Raw genomic sequence first — 22068 nt, forward strand, 5'->3', positions numbered from 1 at the left:
GGACCAAGAGCAGGAAGCCACACATGAATTATCAGGATGTCAGTTTTGCCCACCTCCCGTCGACGATTTCTGACTGGCCGTTGTTGCCGCTGTCATTGTGCCGGGGCGAAGTGGTGCCGCTTGATTATACCGCGGGAGCAAGCGGATGGCTGCTGTATGGGAAAAATTTAGATAAAGCCTGTTTAGACCGTTTTCAGCGTCAGTTAGACGAAGCCATCGTGCTGGTATCGGTGTGGCGTGTCAGTGATTATCAGGTCATTCGCTTAGCCGGTGAGCTGCCGACGGATGCTGCCGCGGCGGCTGACGCATTGCAGCTGGATGTCGCGCGCATGGGTGCGGAGCCGTCACTGCGTCACCCCGGATTGCTGGTGATGGATATGGACTCCACCGCAATTCAGATTGAATGTATCGATGAAATCGCTCGTTTAGCGGGCACCGGTGAACAAGTGGCTGAAGTGACTGAGCGTGCGATGCGCGGTGAGTTAGACTTTGCCCAAAGCTTACGTCAGCGTGTCGGTACCCTGCGCGGCGCCGATAGCGCTATTTTAGCGCAGGTATTGGACAGTTTGCCGTTGATGCCGGGCCTGACCGAGCTGGTGCGTAAACTGCAAGCTTTTGGCTGGCAAGTTGCGATTGCCTCCGGCGGCTTTACCTACTTTGCCGATGAGCTCAAGCAGCGCCTGCAATTGGTGCATGCCGAGGCCAATTGTTTAGGTATTGAAGCTGGGCGCTTAACCGGTGAAGTGGTTGGCCCGATTGTGGATGCTGAGCGCAAAGCGCAGGTGTTACGCGAACTGGCGCTGCAATATGCTATTTCGCACGGTAACACGGTTGGGATTGGTGATGGCGCTAACGATCTGAAAATGCTGCAAGCGGCTGGCTTAGGCATCGCGTTTCACGCCAAGCCGAAAGTGCAAGCGCAGGCCAAGGTGGTGATCCGTCACGCGGATTTGATGGGCGTGCTGTGTATCTTATCGGCCAGTTTGTGCCGAGATTGCTAATAGCTGCGCGTTTAGCCTGACGGCCTCCCTAGGGAGGCCGTTATTGTTGATTGGCTGCGCTTTATTTGGCGTTATGTTGCGCAATCGCGCTCAGCGTGGTTGAAACGCTGCATGGTCAAAGCACTGCATGGCGGATTAGTGGCTATCCGACAAACTGCCGTGCATCTCTTGTCGCAGCAGCACTTCTTCGGTGCAATCGGTCAACTCAATCATCGCCGACAATGCCAGCAGCTCTTGCTCCAACGTGCGTGCTTGGCTGAGGTTAGCGCGGATCAACTGATGAAAATCACGCATCAAGTTCGGATGCAAAATATTGCGCTGGTAGCGGGTTAACTGGAACTTGAGCGCGATAAATTCGCCGTGGCGCATGGCGTGGCGGATAAACTCTGCTTGCTCTTGCTTGGAGGCAAACTCACTTTCCAACTTTTTGGCGTGCAACTTGTGCTGCCAGCGCTCTTGGCGCAGCGACAGATAAATTTTCACATCGGTGGGCAGCGCGTGACGCGATGGCTCGTTCAGCGGCCGACACACTAGCTGTGACCAATATTCCCCGAGCAGCGGATCGAGCAGATCGTCAGTGCTGTCTTGGCCTAGACGGTGGTTTAGGTGGTAAGTCGCTGGAGTGATCCCCAGCGCCGTTGGCCGGAACAGGTTATTTTCCTTCACCACGAAGATCGGAATGCTGGCCAGATGCGGCACCGTCAGCTGGCGGAAGATATCGATGATCCCCGGTAGTGGCTGACGTTCGGTATCTTCTTGCAGCACGCCGCGGTTGGCGTTGATCAAGCGGCGAATAAACTGCACGCCGGTATGTTCGTCCGGCTGACCACTGGCGGTCAGTACCAGCTGGTTTTGCTCGGCGTTGATATACAGCACCCGATACGGCAAGTTGCGCAGCGGAATTTGCTTATCCAGTGACTGCCACTTCGGGAACGCCAGCAGCAGCGGCTGATTACGCCGCACGTCTACCGGTTGTCCGAGTACGATGCGCAGGCCGGTTTCCGAGAAATCGACCGTATAGCCAATCACCTTTTGCTGGGCGGGCGTGGTCACTTCCACCTCGGTCTGATGACGATAGCGCGGCGCCTGACGGCGCGGCTCTTGCGACATGTTGACCTCGAAGGTCGGTACACTGTGGCGCGGTAAGCAGTATTCGTTGAGCTGCTCTAAAGGCAGGCTTGGCTTTGGCGTGCGCTGATATTCGCTGCGGATCTCTTCGCTGCTTAAATCTTGCAGTAACACCAGATAGCGCAGATCGCCTAACTGATGCTCGGCAATCAGGGTTTGCTGCTCCGCGTGCGGGCTAAAATCATCGGCCGTCAGCTGGCGGATGATCAGGCGCTGTACGCGGAAACTCGGTCGGCGCGCGCCGGTATGCCAGAACAGTTTACGCTGCGCGCGATCGGTCAGCTCTGAGTTCAGGGCGCAATAGAAAAAGGCGCGCCCGCCTTGGCGATGGATAAAGCTATACAGCAGCGATTTAACAGTTGAAACCCCCGGCGGACAAATTTTGCTTAGGCGCTCAGGCGTGAAAAAGCGCCCCAGCACCGGTTGATACTCTTCATCGTGCCAGTATTGATACAGCTCGCGGTTATTTTGCGAGTGCAGGGCATACAAGGTCCCTTGCTGACTGATCAGCAGCGGCAAGGTGGTGGTGGCGTTAAGATAAGATTGCTCAAAGCCACGAATGCGCAACTGCTCGAGCAGATCATCAACATTCAGCCGTACCTGCTTGCTGCCACTGCGTGCCAGTGCGCCCATCAGACGCTGCATGATAGGTTCAGGTTGACTGATGTGCAGGCGCAGTAATTGGCGCTGTGGCTGGCGCTCAATGCCGACAATCAGGTAATTGACGCCATTACGCAGCTCTGGCAAACCCAGTTTGTCGCCCAGCGAGCCGAACTGAACGTTCAGCTCTTGTCCTAGCTTGAACGCTACTGCATGCGGAACGCGCAGACACAAGCCGGCCAGCGAGATATCTAGCGTTATGCCGTGCACCAGATATTGGGTTTCCAACAAGGTGATCAGCACTTGGCTGTGATACAGCAGGCGAATTTCGTTGCGCATAAACTGATAGCCAAAGCGCGCGACTTTAACTGGCAGCTTTTTGGTTTCCAGTGCTTTGCTGGCTGGATTGGTTACCTCGGTGGTATCTGGCTCAGGCTCGCTGTTGCGCTGCTGTTTTTTCTGGTGCAGGACTTTAAAATTATTGTGGGCCTGCATCACGGCATCGTATACCCCGCGGGTATAGCGTTGCTGATACAATTCCAGTTGCTGCTTAAACAGGTTGAGGGCGATATCATCCAGCCAGTGCGTGAGGCCCAGAATATGGTGCTCATAGCAGCGGCCATCAACACGATTACGTAAGTCGATCGGTTGCAGACAGGGGGTGTGTAATTCGCGCAGCTGCATTTTCAGTTGCAGGCGTTCATTTGGCGTACTGTCCGGCAACATATTGTGGATGAGATCATCCAAATTAGGATGCAAACCCATAGGGATCAGTTGCTGTAGGATGGCATTGAGCTCATCCGGTTTAGAAGTACGCATAATCCTCAATCACTGTTACGTAAGCTTAAAAAGTCCGATTGTCGGCATACAGTTTAACAAAACCATCCGGTAACGACAGAGGCGGTGGCCAGATATGGCGCGGCTTTGCGGCCTTTGTCGACTGCCAGTTCACTAAAGGAACATCTTACCGTGGCGAAAGCAGCAAAACGTGCCTTTGTGTGCAATGAGTGCGGCGCGGATTATCCGCGCTGGCAGGGGCAGTGCAGTGCCTGTCAGGCTTGGAATACCATTACGGAAGTGCGTTTGGCCAGCGCGGCCGGCAGTCGTAACGAACGCTTGAGCGGCTACGCCGGTCATGCAGGCAGTAGCAAGGTACAAACCCTCGCCGAGATTAGTCTACAGGAACTGCCTCGCTTTTCCTCCGGTTTTAAGGAGTTTGATCGGGTTCTGGGCGGTGGCGTGGTACCTGGCAGTGCCATTTTGATTGGTGGCAGCCCTGGCGCGGGGAAAAGTACCCTGCTGTTGCAGACCATGTGCCGTTTGGCGCTGCAGATGAACACCCTGTATGTGACAGGGGAAGAGTCACTGCAGCAGGTGGCGATGCGGGCGCACCGTTTAGGATTACCGACCGATAAATTGAAAATGCTGTCGGAAACCAGCGTCGAGCAAATCTGCCTGATTGCCGAGCAAGAGCAGCCGCAGATCATGGTGATCGACTCAATTCAAGTGATGCACATGGCCGATGTGCAATCGGCGCCCGGCAGTGTGGCGCAGGTGCGGGAAACGGCGGCGTTCCTGACGCGCTTTGCCAAAACCAAGCAAGTGGCCATCATCATGGTCGGTCACGTGACCAAAGATGGCTCGCTGGCTGGCCCGAAAGTGCTGGAGCACTGCATTGACTGCTCCGTGTTACTGGATGGTGATACTGATTCACGTTTTCGTATGCTGCGCAGCCACAAAAACCGTTTTGGCGCGGTTAATGAACTGGGCGTGTTCGCCATGACCGAGCAAGGGATGCGTGAGGTGAGTAATCCGTCGGCGATTTTCTTGAGTCGCGGTGAAGAAGAAGCGCCCGGCAGCTCCGTGATGGTGGTGTGGGAAGGGACGCGCCCACTGCTGGTGGAAATTCAGGCGCTGGTGGATCATTCGATGCTGGGCAATCCACGTCGGGTGGCGGTAGGGCTGGATCAGAACCGTTTATCTTTATTGTTGGCGGTATTGCACCGGCATGGCGGGTTGCAAATGGCCGATCAGGATGTGTTTGTCAACGTGGTGGGCGGGGTGAAAGTCACCGAGACCAGCGCCGATTTGGCGTTGCTGTTGGCGATGGTGTCCAGCTTACGTGATCGTCCGTTACCGCGTGATCTGGTGATTTTTGGTGAAGTTGGATTGGCCGGCGAGATCCGTCCGGTGCCCAGTGGCCAAGAGCGAATCACCGAAGCGGCCAAACATGGCTTTAAACGGGCGATTGTGCCAATTGCCAATATGCCAAAACAGCCGCCGGTCGGTATGCAGGTGTTCGGGGTGAAAAAACTGTCCGATGCGTTGGATGTGTTTAACGATCTGTAATGCAGGCGCTGGGCATGCAAGGTGCGGGCATCTGAGCATCATTCTGGCTAGCGATGTCGGCGTGAGGAAAAAACTAACGGGCCGCCCATAGTGGGCGGCCCGTTGTGTGATAGGTGTTGCTGGTGGTGATTAACCACGACGCCAGAAGCGTAACGACAGCGCCGCAAAGCGGGGTTTGTCGTGGTGATTAGTCAGATACTGAGTTGGCGGATAAAAGAACATAAAACACCTTGCGTTATAGTTGTGCGCCTCGGAGGATGCCGAGGCTGCTACGTCATGTTGAATGAGGTAATAAAACTACACTTCCGGTGTGTACGCGGTATCTGCCGATTAGCGCAGATCAGCGGTTCATCATGGCCGCCCAACAGCGGCGCAGGGTACGCAGCGGCAGCAGGCTTGGCTTATCGTTTTGGTTAGTGCTGTAAACAGTGGGTGGATAGATAAACATGATGTACCTCCGTGTTGCTCTCTTGTGCAGTGAAACTGCTGGGTCTATTTTGTGATGTTTATCACTTTCATGTTTGTAAGTTTACTACGAAATTAAGTGGCGACAATCCGTACAGTTAGACGCTTTTCGCATAAATAATAACCTTTGCGGACATAGCCGTTATATCGTCAGCAAGATCAGCAAGATAAGACGCCACAATAAGAGACAGGGATAACGCAGAGATAAAAAAGTGGCTGCAAAAAAGGGAATAGAAAAGGTCATAAAAAAAGGCCGCATAGCGCGGCCTTTTTTAATGTGAAGCAAAGGCACGGTGTAGAAATGTGCAGACGAACGCTTATTTCACCATACGGGTGTATTTAGCGCGGCGCGGCTGGATAGATTCCGCACCATATGTCTTCTTCTTCCACTCTTCGTATTCGGTAAAGTTACCTTCGAAGAACTCCACCTTGCCTTCATCCTGATAGTCCAGAATGTGGGTAGCAATACGGTCTAAGAACCAACGGTCGTGGGAGATAACCATGGCGCAGCCTGGGAACTCCAGCAGGGCGTTTTCCAACGCGCGCAGGGTTTCTACGTCCAGGTCGTTGGTTGGTTCATCGAGCAGCAACAGGTTGCCGCCGGTTTGCAGCAGCTTGGCCAGATGCAGACGGCCACGCTCACCACCGGACAACTCGCCGACGCGTTTTTGCTGATCGGAGCCTTTGAAGTTAAAGCGACCGATATAGGCGCGGCTTGGGATCTCGAAGTTACCAATGCGCAGGATGTCCTGACCGTTAGCCACTTCTTCGAACACGGTTTTCTTGTCATCCATCGCATCACGGAACTGATCGACAGAAGCCAGCTTCACGGTATCACCCAAGGTGATAGTACCGGAATCCGGTTGCTCTTGGCCGGACAGCATGCGGAACAACGTAGACTTACCGGCACCGTTCGGACCGATGATGCCGACAATCGCGCCTTTTGGCAGACTGAACGACAGATCGTTGATCAAGGTGCGATCGCCGTAGGATTTGACCAGATTGGCCACATCCACCACTTTGTCACCGAGGCGTGGACCTGGCGGAATGAACAGCTCGTTGGTCTCGTTACGCTTTTGGTAATCAGTGTTGTTAAGCTCTTCAAAGCGTGCCATACGGGCTTTGCTCTTGGCCTGACGACCTTTCGGGTTCTGACGTACCCACTCCAGCTCTTTTTCGATCGACTTGCGACGCGCGGCTTCAGCAGACGCTTCTTGCGCCAGACGCTGATCTTTTTGCTCCAGCCAAGAGGAGTAGTTACCTTCCCACGGGATCCCCTCACCACGGTCCAGCTCCAAGATCCAGCCGGCGACGTTGTCGAGGAAGTAACGGTCGTGGGTGATCGCCACCACGGTGCCCTCGTAGTCGTGCAGGAAGCGCTCCAGCCAGGCCACGGATTCCGCATCCAAGTGGTTGGTCGGTTCGTCTAGCAGCAGCATGTCTGGTTTTTCCAGCAGCAGGCGGCAGATAGCCACACGGCGACGTTCACCACCGGACAGATTGCCAATCTTGGCATCCCACGCCGGCAGACGCAGCGCATCAGCTGCACGCTCCAGTTGGTTATCCAGATTGTGGCCATCATGCGCTTGAATGATGGCTTCCAGCTCGCCTTGCTCTTTGGCCAGCAGGTCAAAGTCAGCCTCTGGGTCTGCGTACAGCGCGTACACTTCATCCAGACGGGTCAGGGCGTTTTTCACCTCAGCTACCGCATCTTCGATAGCTTCGCGTACGGTGTGCTCCGGATTAAGTTTTGGCTCCTGCGGCAGGTAGCCGACTTTCAGCCCCGGTTGTGGACGGGCTTCACCTTCGATCTCGGTATCAACCCCGGCCATAATGCGCAGCAGAGTAGATTTACCGGCACCGTTGAGGCCGAGAACACCGATTTTGGCACCCGGAAAGAAACTCAACGAGATATCTTTCAGGATATGTCGCTTCGGCGGAACCACTTTGCCGACGCGGTGCATTGAATAAACGTATTGAGCCACGGTTATAACACCTTAATAAATAATGGGTTCATCATGACTGATACATACCGCAGGGTATGTATGGAACACAGGTACCTAGTTTACCATTGAATCTGGCTTTGGGTCAGCGTTGCTGTATGCGCTAGTGGGTAAAGATGGTGAGTAAAGTGGCACGCAATAATTGCGCCGATAACGCACGCAGAGCCTCGCCGCCGACCGAGGGAGTTTGTATCATAGCCAGCAGCATGCAATTGGTGGAATAAATACCAGCCAGAGTGTCTCTTTATAACGGGCATACTATACTCAACCGCGGAATATCGCAGGATGAGATATCAGGGTTAACCAAGGAGTGAACAGATGGCATTGCGCCAATGGATTTACCGGGCTTGCTGGGTGAGCCTAGCAGGCCTGATTAGCATACCGGCGTTGGCCCAGCCTACCGCCACAGAGCGTCAGTTATATCAGCAAGCCAAAACGGCCTTGGATGACAAGCAGCCGGAGGTGGCCGCCGGTTTGCTGCCGTCATTGAAAAATTATCCGCTCTATCCCTATCTGGAATACCGCTTATTAACGCAGGATATGAGCCAGCTCTCTGCTGCGCAGGTGCGTGCATTTGTGCAGCGTTACCCGACCATGCCACTGGCTAAAGGGTTAACCGATCGCTTTCAAGCGGAGCTGGCCAATCGGCAGGACTGGCGTCAATTACTGACTTTTACCCCAACGCCGCCGACTTCGATTGCGGGTCAGTGCCGCTATTACTATGCCCGTTACGCCACCGGCGAGCGCAAGATAGCTTGGCAAGGCGCGCACGAAATCTGGTTGACCGGCAAATCGTTACCGGATGCGTGTGATGACCTAATCGCCGCCTGGCAAACCAGCAATCAATATACCCCGATGGCGATTTTGGAGCGGATGCTGCTGGCGATGAAAGCGGGTAACAGCAGTTTGCTCAGCTACTTAGGGCGTCAGCTGCCGGCCAACTACCAGACCATGGGCAAAGGGTTGCTGTCACTGCAAGCCAACCCAGACACCATTTTGACCTTTGCCCGCACCCACGGCGCTAGCCCGATAGCGCGTCAGGCGACCTTAATTGCCTTTAACCGCGTGGTGCGCGCCGATGTGGATAATGCGCGCCTGCTGATTAGCCCGCTGAGTAAAGCGCAGGCGATGAGCCAAGAGCAAGTAGCGCAGATGGAGCGCGCGGTGGCGAATCGGATGATGGATGCCGATGACCGCGAGCAGATCCGCTGGCGTGATGCGGTGATCCGGCGCAGTGGTGATAAGTCATTAATTGAAAAACGGATCCGCTTGGCGCTACAGCACAATGACATAACCGATGTCGGTGAGTGGATCGCCCGTTTACCGGCCTCTGCGCGTGAGCAGGATGAATGGCTGTACTGGCAAGCGCGGGTACTTGAGCGTAAAGGACAGAAAAAGCAGGCTCAGACGCTGCTGAAAACCTTAAGTGAACGTCGTGGTTTTTACCCGATGGTGGCGGCGCAGCAATTAGGCCAGCCTTACGTGGTGAAAAATGATTCGCGTCAGGTCAAGGTACTGAATGCCGGTAACTGGCCGGAAGTGCAGCGCATTCGCGAACTGATGTATTGGGATCAGCACAATCTGGCGCGCAGTGAGTGGATCAGTTTGATCGATCATCAACCGCAAACGGTGAAAGCGGAGCTGACGCGCTATGCGCAAAAGCAGGGCTGGAGCGATCTGAGCGTGCAGGGCACTATTCGCGGCAAGTTGTGGGATCACCTCGATGAGCGTTTCCCGCTGGCTTACCCGAACCAGTTCCGCCAGTCGACCGATGACAAAGCGATTTCGATGAGCTATGCCATGGCGATTGCCCGTCAAGAGAGTGCTTGGAACCCACAGGCGCAATCACCGGTGGGCGCACGCGGTTTGATGCAGCTGATGCCGAAAACCGCCCAGCACACTGCTAAGAAAAATGGCATCAGCCTGACGCAAGATAATCAGCTGTTTATGCCGGGGGTGAATATCCAGTTGGGCACCGCTTATCTGGAAGAGGTGTATCAAAAATTTGGTCGGAACCGGATTTTATCGACTGCTGCCTATAACGCGGGGCCGTCACGGGTAACGCGCTGGCTGAATAATGCCGGAGGGCGTCTGGATGCGCTGGCCTTTATTGAGAGTATCCCGTTTACCGAAACCCGGGGATACGTCAAAAATGTGTTAGCCTACGATGTATTCTATCGTTATCAGATGAAAAATCAGGCTGATGTGCTAACTGAGGCGGAATGGAGCCGACGTTACTGATGACATCAGTCCGGAGCGTCGCGCGGGTCTATCTTAGGCATCGCGACGCTCCGTCGCTCGACCAACAAGGGAGTCTATCCGGATGAAACAGAGCACGCCGACGGCGCCGTCAAAATCATGCCAACAAACCGAGGATGAGTGGCGCGGCTTTATCGATTTGCTGCGCCAAGCGGTGCAGGATGGGCAGGATGTACCGGTATTGCAGCTGTTGCTCACCCCTGATGAGCGCGAAGCGCTCGGCACTCGGGTGCGGATCGTGCAAGAGTTGCTGCGTGGTGAGATGAGTCAGCGGGAAATCAAAACCGAACTCGGTGCTGGGATCGCCACCATCACGCGCGGCTCCAACAGTTTGAAAATGGCCCCTACCGATACGCGGGCATGGTTAGAAGCGCAATTATTGACTGACGTCGCAGCGACAGTGGTAGCGAAATAAGCCAAGTGCCGATACGCCAAACTGGCATCACGGGGTTGCTTTTGCTTGGTCACTATTGCGCGTTAGTTGCGTGGGCAAACTACTTGGGCAAGCTACGTGAGCAAACAACGCGGGCAAACAACCTGAACCCGTTAGCGTCTTAGAACCACTGCGGATTAATAAACGGGATCAGCGCCAAAATCAGAGCTTGGTGGTACACCTTGCTACGGCTGAGTACGCCGTGGGTAAACACCGCAATCGCGCCGCCTTTGTGTTTGATGTTTTGCTCGCCTGTCAGTTGGTCCATCACCGGCCCGAGCTCTTCGCCACGCTCGAGTGCTTGCAGCACTTGCGGTGGCAAGGTCAGGCTGGCTGAGCGCGATTCACCCATCGTCTGGCCGTTTGAGACCACCATCCAAGCAAAGGTTTGGTGCCCTTCAACGCCCGCTTCCAGCCCGACCCAAAAATCGGCTTTCGGGCAGGCCAGCTCGGCATTGCGTACCCGGTTGTAGGCTCCGCGGCGCGTTTCTTCATTACCAAACGGCTGCGCGGCCACACCACTGTCGACTTCGATCCCTTCTACGCGGCAGTCGCCAAACACGTCTTTAAAGGCGTGGCGAACCGCATTTATTTTGGACGGGTTGGCAGAGGCAACAACAACATGATACATAAATAACTCCCGGCACACTGACTACACAATGACTACAGATGTCCTTGGATGACACATAACCTTGGGTGAACACAATGACACAAATTTACCTGATTCGTCACGGAGAAACCGAGTGGAATGCCACGCGCCGGATCCAAGGGCATACCGACAGCCCACTCACTGAGCTGGGGATGTTGCAAGCAGCGCAGGTCGGTCAGTATCTGGCCGAGGAAGGGATCGGGAAGATTATCAGTAGCGATTTGGGCCGCGCGCAACAAACCGCGGCGTGCATTGCCGAGCAGTGCTGCTGTGCGGTGCGCACCGATAGCCGTTTGCGTGAAATGAATATGGGCGTGCTCGAAGCGCGTGCGATGCATGAGTTAACGGCCGAAGAGCACAGTTGGCGTCAGCGCATCTTAGATGGCACGCCGCACGGCTGTATTCCTCAAGGGGAAACCTTGCAACAGGTCAGCCTGCGTATGCGTGCGGTGTTGGATGAGTTCAGTGAAAGTGGGCTGGGTAAAATTGCGTTTGTCAGCCACGGCATTGCGCTGGGCAGTTTGATTGGCAATGTGATTGGGTTACCGGCCCATGCCGAGCGCCGCTTTCGCTTACGCAATTGTTCGGTGTCGGTGCTGGAGTTTCAGGATAATGATTGGCTGGCGAGTGGCTGGGTAGTGGAGCGCCTTGGCGATACACATCACCTGTTGTTGCCAGCGCTGGATGAGATCCAGCGCTAATACGGCACTTTTTACTCTGCGAGCGCAGACTCTTCTGGGCGGCGGATCGGAATGTAGTAATCACATTGGATGATCCCGAACTCCATTGGTCGCTCTGGTGAGGTGGGGAAAATTTCGATATCAGGGCTGGCGCGGCGCGTCAGCTTGTGCAGCGGCATCACATCACAATACACGTGCACAATGAACTCGGTTAAACCGCGGAATGTCCCGACATAGGTAAAGCGAGCGTATTCACCGGCAGGGATATGGTACTCACTGAGTTTTCCCTCTTCTGGCGCGTACTCGCTATCCACGGCGCAGGTGTAATACAGCTGCTGCTCGTCTTCATTAGTTTTCTTGGTTTCGCCGGAGAGCAGGGCAAAAAAGCGCGGTGGCACCGGCTTATCGGCCGTAAACAGGTTGCGAAATTTCTGCCAATGTTGGAGCACGGAGCGTGGCTTTAAGGTTCCGTCGCGGCGATAGGAAATAGAATAGCTCACGGTGCTGCCACGCAGAGGAATGTCTGGCAACTGCACAAAGGTCGGCTCAGGTAATTCTTGCTTGTACAGGCGCAACAATGGCGGCTGCATCCCGCTGCAATCCCATTCGTCTAAACGGCGGTATTGTGCAGGGGTTCGGTCAAACTGAGTTTTAAACGCCCGGGTAAAGGTTTGTTGTGAATCGAAGCAGTAGTGCAGAGCAATATCTAAGATGGAGCGGTTGGTGGAGCGTAAATCGTGAGCGGAGCGGGTCAGACGGCGCGCACGCAAATAAGCGCCCATGGCGTGCCCGGTAATATCCTTGAACATCCGCTGCAGATGCCATTTTGAATAACCAGCTCGATTTGCAATATCATCGATTGACAGAGGCTTGCTTAGGTTTGTCTCAATCCAATGCAGCAGTTCCCGGACTATCGCCTCTTGGGCCATGACGCGTTCCTCAACTTAACTCGACATTCTGTTTGTGCTGATAAATTATATCGGCTTCACGTAGGTAACTAATATTATTTGTTTAATCAATCAAGCGGCACTGGCAGGCAAAATGTAGCATCTTTTTTACATACTATACCGCAAACCTCAGCACTGACCCCGTTATCATATCGAAGAAGTTGTGTGTTTTTGTAGATAAATACCATAAATACGTGACTAATGTGTATTTTAATCCACAAGGTGTCCCATACTGGAGTCGAAAGAGGCGCAGCAGTCAAAGTTGGCGCTATCATTGTCGGTTAATCACCAGACATGACAGATATTTGTACGCGATACTACGCTGACCCGTACAGGCTACTGCAAGCCGGCGGCTACAGATTGATGATTTAGGCCGCTCGTTATTGCGCGCTTTAGACATATTGCACAGAGATTGACCTTATGACCATGAAAACTGTTTTACATCGCTGTTTGGCGTTAGCGTTATTGAGTGTTTCTGCATTGGCGTCGGCCGAACAAATTGGCTCGGTCGATACCGTATTTAAGCTGTTTGGCCCTGATCATAAAATCGTGATCGATGCGTTTGATGACCCCGAAGTCAGTGGCGTGACCTGCTACCTGAGCCGCGCTAAAACCGGCGGTATTAAAGGCGGGTTAGGGTTAGCCGAAGATACCTCCGATGCGTCGATTGCTTGTCGTCAGGTGGGGCCAATCAGTTTGTCGGAGCGCATTAAAAACGGTAAAGCCAATGGGGAATCGGTGTTTGAAAAGCGCACCTCGTTGATTTTCAAAAAATTGCAGGTGGTGCGTTTTTACGATCCGAAACGCAATACGTTGGTGTATCTGACTTATTCCGATCGCGTCGTGGACGGTTCACCGAAGAACTCGCTGACTGCTGTACCGGTCATGCCGTGGCCGGGTCAGTAATCTTGGCTACATTCTCGATAATCACATTTCAGTAGAGGATCAACACTGCGCATGAGGGAAAAGCTCAGACGATGGCGACGCATTCTGGCGCGGCTATTAGCGGTCGGTTTTGGCATGCTGCTCGCTTTGATTGTGGCTTACCGCTTTGTGCCCGTGGCGCTCCCCAACGTGATTATCGAGCGTTATGTGGAAGCCTATGCGCAAGGTAATTTTGCCTTTAGCGCTCGCCATGACTGGGTCAGTAGCGATCAGATTGCGCCGGCCATGAAGCTGGCGGTGATCGCTGCCGAAGACCAACGTTTTGCAGAAAACTTTGGTTTTGACTGGGACGCTATTCGTAAAGCGCTGCAGCACAACGAGCGTGGGCGCAGTGTGCGAGGCGGCTCGACCATCACTCAGCAAACGGCCAAAAATGTCTTTTTATGGGGCGAGCGCTCGTGGCTGCGCAAAGGGCTGGAAGCGGGGATCACCGTGCTGTTGGAAACGTTTTGGAGTAAAGAGCGGATTTTGACGGTCTATCTAAACAGCATTGAGTTTGGTCCTGGCATATTTGGCGTTGAAGCGGCGGCGCATCACTACTTCCATAAGCCGGCGAGTCGCTTAACCAGCCGTGAAGCAGCGCTGTTGGCGGCGGTGTTACCGAATCCGATTCGCTATAAGGTGCAAGCGCCATCCGGTTATGTCGTGCGGCGTCAGCAGTGGATTTTGCGTCAAATGCGTCAGCTTGGTGGTACTGCGACGGTTGCTGATTTATAGCCGTCTTGTCCGCTGTAGCACGAGCTGTACACTCTACCTGCCGCTGATGCAGTGCGTAAAATTTCACCAATTAGCTAGGCGACGTAGCCAACTTTTGTTACTTTAGCGGTCTTGTATACCGTGTAAGACCAGCACAAGGTTGCCGGTACCGAGTAGCAAAACAGGTTGTCGCGGCGCCGCTTAGCGTGTCGTGGTTGAGCGAAATTTGACGTTCCCGTACCGGATGGTTTTACAGTCGGATGAAAGGTAAAAAACGTTTACTGCTAGGCACCACAGCGTCGTTGCTGGCGGTGGGCGCGTGGCAGTGGCCGGTCGATGTGCCGGATGACAGTGTGGTTTTGCAGTATCAGCCTGCCGCAGCGGCGGCGGTGATGCAAGGCTGTGGCAGTGAATCGGATCAGGGGCAGTACCTGAATGCCGACTCGCTCAAAGTGCTGGTCTGGAATATCTACAAACAGCAGCGTAGCGACTGGCTACAGGCGCTGTCTGAGTTTGCTCATGGCTCGCAACTGGTGTTGTTGCAAGAGGCGCAGGCCTCGCCTGAGTTACTGCGTTATGCCACGCACCGCTATCCGGCGGTGGCGCAAGTGGCAGCATTTTCCATTCGTGAGCAGATGGCGGGGGTGATGACACTCTCTTCTGCTGATGCCGAATACTATTGCCCGCTGCGCGAATGGGAGCCGTGGTTACAGCTGCCGAAATCCTCGCTGGTTAGCGTGTATGCGCTCAATAATGGCGAATCCCTGATGGTGGTGAATGTGCATGCGGTGAACTTCACCATGGGCGTGCAGGCCTATCGGCAGCAGTTACATCAGGTGATGGCACAAATCGCCCTGCATCAAGGGCCAGTGATCTTGGCCGGTGATTTTAATAGCTGGAGTACCACGCGTCTGGCGCTGCTGCGTCATATGGCGGCCAGTGTCGGTTTGCATGAAGTGCCGTTTGCCCAAGATCAGCGCAAGCAGGCGTTCGGCTATCCATTGGACCATGTTTTTTATCGTGGTTTGAAAATAGAAGACGCGGCGGTGCTCAATACCGATGCGTCAGATCATAATCCGTTGGCGGTGACTTTCCGTTTGCCTGGCCGACCAGACGCCGCAGCACAGCAAGCGGCGGTGACATCGCACCCGAAAGCGGCTACCACCTCGGCTGTTAAAAATCCGGCGGTTAAAAAATCCAGTCGCTAAACAAGCGCCGTCTGTGACGTTGCAGTCGTAGTTCCAGATATCGGGCGGTATAGCGAGTCGCATATTAAACTGTATATCGAACCCATATCGAAGCTAAATCAGTACTCAATAAAAAGGCAGCCAATCGGCTGCCTTTTTGTTGTCTGCTGGCATAACGCTTAAGCGTTATCAGCTTTTCACTTTCACCGTCAGGACGGTGCCTGGCTTGAGGACGCTCTTGCGGCTCAAGTCATTCCAGCGCACCAAGTCATCGACAGCGACGCCGTGACGTTGGGCAATGCTGTACAGAGAGTCGCCTTTACGTGCGCGATAGGCAATCTCTGTTGGCGCGTCGCCCTTCAGTTTCAGCGTTTGCCCAAGCTTAAGACGGCTGCTGACGCTGATCCGGTTTAACTTGGCCAGCTCACTGCTGCTCATGTTATGGCGACGGGCAATCGTCGACAGGGTATCGCCCGATTTGACTTTGTAGCTGCTGGTTACGCTGTTTTTGGCGATACGGCTGTCATCGCCGCTCTGCGCACTACTGCGAGTTCCGCTGCGGTTATTCTTGGCCAGATATTCGCTTTGCGATAATGGCAGCAAGATATATTGACCACGACGAATGCCAGCCCCGTTGAGTTCATTGATCTGCTTGATATCCAGCGCAGAGATCTCGTAACGACGCGCCAGCACATCCAAACTTTCACCGGCTTGGACTTTGTGGCGTACCACGCGAACAGTTAAATCATCCCCGTTTTCGCGCAAAATCTTCTTAAACTGCTTAGCTTTTTGCTTTGGCAGCATCAGATAGTGCGGACCGGTTGGGGCCGTGGCCAGTGTTTTATAGGCTGGGTTCAGGGTTTGCAATTCAGACACTGACATCCCCACCACTTGCGCAGCAGTATTCAGATCAAATTGCTGGCCCACATTTACCCGTGCCAGTGCCGTAGACTTATCGATATGCGGCAGATTTAACGCATAGCGGTCGGCATTGCGGATAATCTCGCTCAGTGCCAAGACTTTCGGCACATACAGCGCCGTTTCGCGCGGCAGATTCAAGGACCAGTAGTCGGTAGGCTTACCGTGTGCGCGGTTGGCTTTGATGGCTTTTTGGATCCGACCTTCGCCCGCGTTGTAAGCGGCCAGCGTCATCATCCAATCGCCGTCAAACATGGTGTTGAGGCGTTGTAACAGATCCAGCGCAGCGCGCGTCGAGGCGCCCACATCGCGGCGGCCGTCATACCACCAGTTTTGGTCTAAACCAAAACGGCGGCCAGTTGCCGGGGTGATCTGCCATAATCCGGCGGCATTGGCGCTGGATAAGGCGTTCGGATCAAAAGCACTCTCCACCATGGGTAACAACGCGACTTCCATCGGCATATTACGCTTCTTCACTTCCTCTACTATCCAGTACAGGTAAGGTTCTGAGCGTTCTGCCACACGTTGGAGATGACTCTTATTACGCAAGTAGCGTGATTTTTGACTGCGGATCCGTTCGTTGTTCGGTACATCTAGTTTCAGTTCGTTGCCAATGAAGTCCCACACATTTTGCTGTGCGAGCTGTTCATCGGCCCATCGCGACGATGACGGGTCAGCGTCGTCACGAACTGATGACTCCTGCGTGCTAGGGTACGGCGTCGACGCGTGATTCGGCGCCTGACAGCCGGCCAGCAACACGGAGGCAAATATCAGTGCTCGTGCCTTCATGTTATTCCGGTCGGTTGTTGCTTAAAAGATGTGCAATAATACTTATCTGACCACCGGCTGACAACCTTAAGGCTTAAAACTGGTCTTTTAGAGCACGTAATTGTGCAAAAAATGAGCTTTCGGATGGATTTTTACCCGACTTTTGCAACGCGTTTCGCAAACTTGGCGCGTGACAACGTAAAAAAGGATTTAAGGCTTTTTCACGGCGCAAGGTCGACGGCAAGGTCGGTAAGTGCTGATGACGCAGTGTTGCAACGTCTTGTGCGTAGTCATTTAACGCCGGATTTTCTGGCTCCAGATGGCAGGCAAAACGCAAGTTGGCTGCGGTATATTCATGTGCCGCGCACACCAGTGTGCTGTCCGGCAATTGGCTTAAGCGTTGCAGTGAGTCATACATCTGCTCTGCGCTGCCCTCGAACAAACGTCCACAACCGATAGAAAACAGCGTATCGCCACAAAACAAGATGCCATCGGCGTAATAGCAAACATGGCCGAGGGTATGACCGGGCGTGGCAATCACCTGCCATTGCTGATCTGCATCGGCTAAAGTTACGGTTTCACCGCCTTGTACCAGATGCGTCGGCTGTACGGCGGCCGTTTCTTGTGGCCCAATCACCAACACATTGGGGTAGTGACGGCGCAGCGTCTCAACCCCTGCAGTATGGTCACCGTGATGGTGGGTGAGTAAAATAGCATGCAGGTTCAATTGCTGCTGGTTCAGTACGCGCAGCACCGGTTCGGCTTCACCGGGGTCGACCACCACTGCCTGTTGCTGATCGCGGCAAAACAGCCAGATGTAATTATCCGTTAACGCGGGTATGCTGAGTAACATGGCCTAGTTCCTTGTGTCGTGACGTGTACAGGGACTTGTATCGATAATGGGTATCGTAACTTGTCCCGCGACAGTTCTGTTACATACAGTAGTGCCGTTCCCTTTGATGGGCGTTGTTGTGCTTGACGCCATTGGCGTTGGCTTTCTGGTTACGAGGATAATAGAGTGATTCGTCCGGCTCGTACATCCCGTGTTATTTTGCCCCCATTGGGCTGGTCAATGATCCCGAAAGGGGAGCGTTACCGTGAGTTACTGCATCAGACATTAGCGCCATGGTGGGGGAAAATCTTTGGTTTTCATCTACTAAAGTTAGGTGCGCTGAGCGCAGATCTCGATAGCTCCGCCTCCCCCATCCAACACCATGTGGCGGTGGCGCCAGAAGGCCCGCAACTTAGCGTGCTGGCTGACCCTGATTGCTTGCCTTTTACCAATAAAGCGTTTGATGCCGCGCTACTGGCGTTTACGCTGGATTACGCCAGTGATCCGCATGCGGTGCTGCGCGAAGTTGACCGAGTGCTGGTGGATGATGGGTATCTGATTTTGATTGATTGCAACCCGTTTAGTCTGGCGGGGATTGGCCGCTGTGTACCGCTGCTGCGGCGCCGCTTTCCCTATCAGTGCCGGATGTTTGCACCGTTTCGGATCACCGATTGGCTGCATCTGCTCAATTATGAAGTGATCCATGCGGAGGCGATGCTACCGTTTCCGGGGCGAGCCAGTTCGCGGCGACTGGCGGGATTTTGCACTTGCCATCTACCGGTGCTGGGCAGTTGGCGCTTGCTGGTGGCGCGTAAGCGCACCATCCCACTGATCCTGACCGGCTCTAAGCGGGCGTTGAATAACCCGCGAATGATGTATCCGGTCAGTGCCTGTCAGCAGGTTAACTCTCCGGCTGATAGCCGGTGTCATCCTGAGTAGGATTTTCTGCGGCGCTGCGCGCCAGTTGATCGCACAGTTCGTTTTCGCGGTGGCCCGCGTGCCCTTTAACCCAGTGCCACGCCACATCATGGCGGGCGGCAGCCAAATCTAAGCGCTGCCATAAATCGGCATTTTTTACCGGCTGCTTAGAGGCGGTTTTCCAGCCGCGTTTTTTCCAGTTATGGATCCAGCTGGTGATCCCTTGGCGGACATACTGGCTGTCAGTGGTTAAGTCTACATGACACGGCTCTTTCAGGGTCTCCAAACCGACGATTGCGGCCAGCAACTCCATACGGTTGTTGGTGGTAAGACGAAAACCGCCGCTGAGCTGTTTTTCATGCTGGCGGTAACGCAGTACGATACCGTAACCACCGGGACCGGGGTTGCCGAGGCAGGAGCCGTCCGTAAACAGGGCTATCTGTTTTTGCATCTTGGTTAAACCCGTTATTATTTTCTAAACCCAAAGTCTGACATAAATACCGCTATGAGCACAGATTCAAACCGTATTGTTGTACTGGATACCGAAACCACCGGTATGAACAAACTGGGCGTGCACTATGAAGGGCACAAGATCATCGAGATCGGGGCGGTGGAAATTGTTAACCGCCGTTTAACCGGTCGGCATTTTCATGTCTATATCAAGCCCGATCGTTTAGTTGATCCAGAAGCCATTGCGGTTCACGGGATCACTGATGAATTTTTGCAAGACAAGCCCGAGTTTGCCGCTGTCGCCGATGAGTTTATTAACTTTATCCGTGGCGCCGAGCTGGTAATCCATAACGCGCCGTTCGATATCGGCTTTATGGATTATGAATTTGAGCTATTAAACCGTGGGTTAGCCAAAACCGAGACCTTCTGCCGCATCACCGACACCTTGGCGATGGCGCGTAAGATTTTCCCCGGTAAGCGTAATAACCTCGATGCCTTGTGTGATCGTTACGGGATAGATAACAGCCACCGTACCCTGCACGGGGCGTTACTCGATGCCGAGATCTTGGCTGACGTCTATCTGTTGATGACTGGCGGTCAGACCTCACTGGCGTTTAGCGGCGATAGCGAAGAGCACAATACCAACCATCAAGGCGATGTGCAGCGCAGTGTGGTGCCACAATTGTCTCTAAAGGTTGTCCGTGCTTCAGCCGATGAATTAGAAGCGCATGAATCCCGTTTGGATCTGGTTCAGAAGAAAGGGGGCTCATGCCTTTGGCGCGTTTGAGTTAAGGACTGTGGCTAGCCGCCATGACTTAATTTAGCGCGGCTTACCACAGTAGACGCAAACAGCGAAGCAAGAAGTGAGGAGCGGGCATGCACAACGGGCTGGATAACGGCGCTACGATCACGGCACGGATGGGCATCACTCGGTGGTCGAATCGACTCACACGGCCTCGTAGGTTGGCGTTTGGTATGTTGGCCTGCTGTCTGGGCATGACCCTATCGGCCAGCGTGGCAGCCATGGACTCTGACGCCACAGCGCCGATGACGCCACCGGACAGCATTACCGTCGAGCACGATGCCATCTTTGCGAACCGTTTTCGCCTCGACCGCACGGTACAGTGGCTCACTTTGCTGATCAGCCGCAGCGATAATCAAGAACAACTGGTCTTAGTGCAGCCGGATGGCAGTAAGCTCAACGCCAGGATGGACAGCCCCGATGTGCATTGGTGGCGCTCGCCCACATTGGAGATTGTAACTATCAATCGTCCGATGCAAGGCCCGTGGCAAGTGTCAGCCCCCGAAGGCACGGTAAGCACCTTCATCGGAGTGCCGGACATGCAACTGAGCGCCGATAGCATGCCGCAGCCGTTGTATCAGCATGAACAGCTGAAACTGACTGCGCGGGTGCTGGTCAACAACCAGCCTTTGCTGCGCGCAGATATTTTGCAGCATCTGCGGCTGCATGCCGAGTTTGTGCCGGTTAATGCCAACCACGCCTTACAAGCTGGACAAGACACCGTACGCGCTGGACGCCCGGCAGTAATGGCGGGTGAGCTGCGTGATGATGGTCAACATCTCGACGCCAAAGCCGGCGATGGCATCTTTACTATGCAATTACCGGTGAATCCGGCGCCCGGCGAGTATGTTCTGACCATCAATACCGGTGACGGCATTTACCTACCGCCATTTCGTGAGCAGGTTACGGTACATCCAATGCCGCTAAAGGCACAATTCTTACAAGGGCGTACCGCCAGTCAAAATCATCGGCTCGATGTCAGCAGTGATGCGACGCGCATCGTGCCCGGCTCATTGCTAGTGCGGGTAGATGAAAAGATCCCCGGCGGCCTGAATGCCGAATATCAGGTACAGGCACCGGCCAATGGCAATAGCGTGAGTCTGGAGATCCCGCAGCGCGACTTTATCGGTAATTACAGCCTGACGGCGTGGATTTATGCCCAGCAAGTGGGCGACCGACCATTATCGCTGTTATTGCCTGAGCAACGCTTTATGGTGGTGACCAGTCAGCAGCAAACCCAGCAGCTACTTAATCAGCTGGCGCAGCAAAAGCAGCAGCAAGCCTTAAGCGAGCAGGCACAGGCCGAGCTGGCCTCAGTCACGCAAGCGGCGCGCAACCAAGGCTCACACCGTCTGCAAATGGTGCTATTAGGCACCGTGCTGGTGGTGGGCATATTTGGCGCGGCCATTTGGTGCGGCATGGCCCTGCGCCGCGCTCATCAGCGTCGTCAGGCTTTGCAGGTGTTGCGTCATCAGCAAGCCAGCAGCCAGAAAGTCGGGCAGCGCGATCTCTCCAGTTCGCGCTAAAACGTACTACCGTTAGCAAGGTTGCAGGGCTGGCGGGCCATCAGGCGCTGTATCTCTGCCCCAATGAGTCTCGTGGATAGCGGGATGGGATCTCGGCAGAGCTGGGTCATGGCATGTGCTTACTTGCTGAAAATAGAGTGCTTTGCCGGTTTTTTATGCGAATGAAGTGAAAAAAGCAGATTTTGTGTAAAAGGCTATTGACTCATTAGCGGATGAACCCTATTATTCGCCCCGCTTGCGACGGCAAGCATTGAGCGGTGCGGTAGTTCAGTCGGTTAGAATACCGGCCTGTCACGCCGGGGGTCGCGGGTTCGAGTCCCGTCCGCACCGCCACTTATTTTGTGAATGATGTTGCTGAATATCGCTGAACAGGTGTTATCAGGAACATGGTTCAAAGCAACAACCGATTTAAAAGCGAAAGCTTGCACAGTTTCGCGGTGCGGTAGTTCAGTTGGTTAGAATACCGGCCTGTCACGCCGGGGGTCGCGGGTTCGAGTCCCGTCCGCACCGCC

18 protein-coding genes and 2 tRNA genes are annotated in these 22068 nt (G+C 54.2%); 13 read left to right on the forward strand and 7 right to left on the reverse strand.

What is annotated here, in order from left to right; all coding sequences use genetic code 11:
- Positions 1–23 precede the first annotated feature (23 nt).
- Positions 24–1001 (forward strand): phosphoserine phosphatase, encoded by a 978-nt coding sequence (gene serB, locus L975_RS07925; protein ID WP_047708038.1) that lies wholly within the window; start codon positions 24–26, stop codon positions 999–1001.
- A gap of 135 nt (positions 1002–1136) precedes the next feature.
- Here the strand turns inward: serB and L975_RS07930 are convergent, their stop codons facing one another.
- Positions 1137–3548, reverse strand: a complete 2412-nt coding sequence (locus L975_RS07930; RefSeq protein ID WP_047708040.1) for a PilZ domain-containing protein — start codon at positions 3546–3548, stop codon at positions 1137–1139.
- A 150-nt stretch (positions 3549–3698) separates the two neighbouring features.
- Here L975_RS07930 and radA point away from each other — a divergent pair, with 150 nt between their 5' ends.
- Positions 3699–5078 (forward strand): DNA repair protein RadA, encoded by a 1380-nt coding sequence (radA, locus tag L975_RS07935; RefSeq protein ID WP_010862471.1) that lies wholly within the window; start codon positions 3699–3701, stop codon positions 5076–5078.
- 782 nt (positions 5079–5860) lie between these two features.
- Here radA and ettA read toward each other — a convergent pair.
- Positions 5861–7528, reverse strand: a complete 1668-nt coding sequence (gene ettA / locus L975_RS07940) for an energy-dependent translational throttle protein EttA (RefSeq protein WP_047708041.1) — start codon at positions 7526–7528, stop codon at positions 5861–5863.
- Positions 7529–7870: 342 nt separating this feature from the next.
- Between ettA and sltY the strand changes: the two genes are divergently transcribed.
- Together sltY and trpR are read left to right on the forward strand one after the other, a co-directional pair.
- Positions 7871–9787 carry a murein transglycosylase gene (gene sltY, locus L975_RS07945; RefSeq protein WP_369795324.1) on the forward strand — a complete coding sequence of 639 codons (1917 nt, stop codon included), beginning with the start codon at positions 7871–7873 and terminating at the stop codon, positions 9785–9787.
- A gap of 82 nt (positions 9788–9869) precedes the next feature.
- Complete coding sequence (gene trpR / locus L975_RS07950) at positions 9870–10220, forward strand: trp operon repressor (protein WP_010862468.1); 351 nt, start codon at positions 9870–9872, stop codon at positions 10218–10220.
- Positions 10221–10359: 139 nt separating this feature from the next.
- Here trpR and yjjX read toward each other — a convergent pair whose 3' ends face one another.
- Positions 10360–10869 carry an inosine/xanthosine triphosphatase gene (gene yjjX, locus L975_RS07955; protein ID WP_047708044.1) on the reverse strand — a complete coding sequence of 170 codons (510 nt, stop codon included), beginning with the start codon at positions 10867–10869 and terminating at the stop codon, positions 10360–10362.
- Positions 10870–10943: 74 nt separating this feature from the next.
- Here yjjX and gpmB point away from each other — a divergent pair, with 74 nt between their 5' ends.
- Positions 10944–11588 carry a 2,3-diphosphoglycerate-dependent phosphoglycerate mutase GpmB gene (gene gpmB, locus L975_RS07960; RefSeq protein ID WP_047708046.1) on the forward strand — a complete coding sequence of 215 codons (645 nt, stop codon included), beginning with the start codon at positions 10944–10946 and terminating at the stop codon, positions 11586–11588.
- An 11-nt stretch (positions 11589–11599) separates the two neighbouring features.
- Here gpmB and L975_RS07965 read toward each other — a convergent pair whose 3' ends face one another.
- Entirely contained in the window at positions 11600–12496 is an 897-nt protein-coding gene (locus L975_RS07965) for a helix-turn-helix domain-containing protein (RefSeq protein ID WP_039045726.1), read from the reverse strand.
- 444 nt (positions 12497–12940) lie between these two features.
- Here L975_RS07965 and creA point away from each other — a divergent pair, with 444 nt between their 5' ends.
- The 3 genes from creA (at position 12941) to L975_RS07980 (ending at position 15363) form a co-directional block, all read left to right on the forward strand.
- Complete coding sequence (gene creA / locus L975_RS07970; RefSeq protein WP_369795325.1) at positions 12941–13420, forward strand: protein CreA; 480 nt, start codon at positions 12941–12943, stop codon at positions 13418–13420.
- A gap of 51 nt (positions 13421–13471) precedes the next feature.
- Entirely contained in the window at positions 13472–14176 is a 705-nt protein-coding gene (mtgA, locus tag L975_RS07975; RefSeq protein ID WP_047708048.1) for a monofunctional biosynthetic peptidoglycan transglycosylase, read from the forward strand.
- Between the two features lie 239 nt (positions 14177–14415).
- Complete coding sequence (locus tag L975_RS07980) at positions 14416–15363, forward strand: endonuclease/exonuclease/phosphatase family protein (RefSeq protein ID WP_052181343.1); 948 nt, start codon at positions 14416–14418, stop codon at positions 15361–15363.
- A gap of 168 nt (positions 15364–15531) precedes the next feature.
- Here L975_RS07980 and L975_RS07985 read toward each other — a convergent pair whose 3' ends face one another.
- Together L975_RS07985 and gloB are read right to left on the reverse strand one after the other, a co-directional pair.
- The gene (locus tag L975_RS07985; protein WP_010862461.1) at positions 15532–17049 is read right to left on the reverse strand and encodes a LysM peptidoglycan-binding domain-containing protein; all 1518 of its coding nucleotides are present in this window, start codon (positions 17047–17049) and stop codon (positions 15532–15534) included.
- 73 nt (positions 17050–17122) lie between these two features.
- The gene (gloB, locus tag L975_RS07990) at positions 17123–17881 is read right to left on the reverse strand and encodes a hydroxyacylglutathione hydrolase (protein ID WP_047708049.1); all 759 of its coding nucleotides are present in this window, start codon (positions 17879–17881) and stop codon (positions 17123–17125) included.
- Between the two features lie 165 nt (positions 17882–18046).
- Between gloB and L975_RS07995 the strand changes: the two genes are divergently transcribed.
- Positions 18047–18799 carry a class I SAM-dependent methyltransferase gene (locus L975_RS07995; protein ID WP_052181344.1) on the forward strand — a complete coding sequence of 251 codons (753 nt, stop codon included), beginning with the start codon at positions 18047–18049 and terminating at the stop codon, positions 18797–18799.
- Here the strand turns inward: L975_RS07995 and rnhA are convergent.
- Positions 18762–19229 carry a ribonuclease HI gene (gene rnhA, locus L975_RS08000; RefSeq protein ID WP_010862458.1) on the reverse strand — a complete coding sequence of 156 codons (468 nt, stop codon included), beginning with the start codon at positions 19227–19229 and terminating at the stop codon, positions 18762–18764. The genes L975_RS07995 and rnhA overlap by 38 nt on opposite strands.
- A gap of 54 nt (positions 19230–19283) precedes the next feature.
- Here rnhA and dnaQ point away from each other — a divergent pair, with 54 nt between their 5' ends.
- The 4 genes from dnaQ (at position 19284) to L975_RS08020 (ending at position 22066) form a co-directional block, all read left to right on the forward strand.
- A complete protein-coding gene (dnaQ, locus tag L975_RS08005) occupies positions 19284–20015 on the forward strand; it encodes a DNA polymerase III subunit epsilon (protein WP_010862457.1) in 732 nt (243 codons plus the stop codon).
- A gap of 89 nt (positions 20016–20104) precedes the next feature.
- Entirely contained in the window at positions 20105–21556 is a 1452-nt protein-coding gene (locus L975_RS08010; protein ID WP_156121136.1) for a choice-of-anchor X domain-containing protein, read from the forward strand.
- Between the two features lie 256 nt (positions 21557–21812).
- Positions 21813–21889: transfer RNA gene (locus L975_RS08015), tRNA-Asp, on the forward strand.
- 103 nt (positions 21890–21992) lie between these two features.
- Positions 21993–22066, forward strand: a tRNA-Asp gene (locus L975_RS08020).
- The last annotated feature ends 2 nt before the right edge of the window (positions 22067–22068 follow it).

The organism is Plesiomonas sp. ZOR0011 (assembly GCF_000800945.1).
GTDB classification, from domain to species: domain Bacteria; phylum Pseudomonadota; class Gammaproteobacteria; order Enterobacterales; family CAMTGL01; genus Plesiomonas; species Plesiomonas shigelloides.